This window comes from Exiguobacterium sp. AB2 (assembly GCF_000696055.1).
In the GTDB taxonomy this organism is placed as follows: Bacteria; Bacillota; Bacilli; order Exiguobacteriales; family Exiguobacteriaceae; genus Exiguobacterium; species Exiguobacterium alkaliphilum.
The window spans coordinates 1-1,511 of record NZ_JNAA01000037.1 but is presented as its reverse complement, the minus strand read 5'-3'; the positions used below and the strand labels follow the sequence as shown (position 1 = coordinate 1,511).

General features: G+C 53.4%; 1 protein-coding gene. It reads left to right on the top strand.

The features are described 5' to 3' along the window. Window positions 1-244 precede the first annotated feature (244 nt). Window positions 245-1,511: IS1182 family transposase (locus DI14_RS05510; protein ID WP_034806328.1), on the top strand; the 1,267-nt coding region annotated here is incomplete at its 3' end.

Below are 1,511 nucleotides of genomic sequence, written 5' to 3'. Positions count from 1 at the left end.
TTTCAGACTGTAGACAAAACATTGTCTGCAGTCTTTTTTATTTGCCCGACCGGGCACAGCTCGCTTTTCTGGGGGCAAGCAGGGAGCCGCATCGCGACTTTGTCGCTGCTGGGTCTCCCTTTGCTTGCTAATCCCCTGGAAGTCTCGCCGTGCCCGCAGTCGGCCCACGCATCAATCTCTCTTTTCGTACCGTCGTCGCTTTTTTATAATGAGAGATATAGAAACAATTATGGAGGCGAATCGGATGATCAGGAAATCAACAGAATCGGAAACCAATCGGACACAACTGGAGATGGTCACGCTCGACGAGCTTGTGCCAGCGGACCATCTGGTCCGAAAAATCGAGGCGGTGATCGACTTTGAGTTCATCTATCCGCTCGTGGAGGACTTATATTCTGAGGACCGTGGCCGGCCAAGCGTCGACCCTGTCGTCCTGATCAAGATGGCCTTTCTTCAGTACCTGTTCGGTATCCGATCCATGCGACAGACGATTCGTGAGATCGAGACGAACGTCGCATACCGTTGGTTTCTCGGGTTCGGATTCACGGACAAGGTGCCACATTTCTCGACGTTCGGGAAGAACTATGTGCGTCGGTTTCAATACACGAGCTTATTCGACGACATCTTCTATCATATCCTTGAACAGGCTGCGGACGCAGGGTTCATCGATCGCGCCGTCCTATTCGTCGACTCGACACACGTTAAAGCGAACGCAAACAAGCGGAAGCTCGTTAAGAAGACCGTCCGGAAAGAGGTGAAACACTATCAGGAACAACTCGATGCCGAGGTCGAGCGAGACCGTGAAGAAAGTGGAAAGAAGCCCTTAGGGCCAAAAAAGAATCAGGCGGAGGAGACGAAGGAAATCAAGGTCAGCACGACAGACCCTGAGAGTGGATATTACGTAAAAGGTGAGCGTGAGAAGCAGTTCGCTTACTCGGTCCATGCGGCGAGCGACGCCCATGGGTTCGTGCTCGGTGCCATCGTTACACCTGGGAACGTGCATGACAGTCTCGCGTTCCCAGATCTGCTCGACAAGGTCTCCAACCGTCTGATTCAACCGTTCGCCGTCGCCGCCGACTCCGCCTATAAAAACCCTGCCATCGCCAAATTGCTGATCGACCATGGAATCCTGCCGGTCTTCCCGTACACGCGCCCGAAGGGCAAGAAGGGCGCCTTCAAGACCAAAGATTTCATCTACGACGAGCACCATGACGTCTACATCTGCCCGAACAACGAGTTATTAACGTACAGCACCACGATGCGCGAGGGGAAACGTAAATACGTCTCGAATCCCACCGTTTGTGTGAACTGCCCGTTGCTCGAGCAGTGCACGAAGAGCCAGAAGCATCAGCGGATCATCGAACGACACCTCTGGCAATCTTATATAGACGAGGTCGAAGACCTCCGCCACACCGAACTGAACCGCAACATCTATGACCGTCGGAAACAAACGGTCGAGCGCGTGTTTGCGGACGCAAAAGAGAAGCATGGCATGCGTTGGACCCGTTACC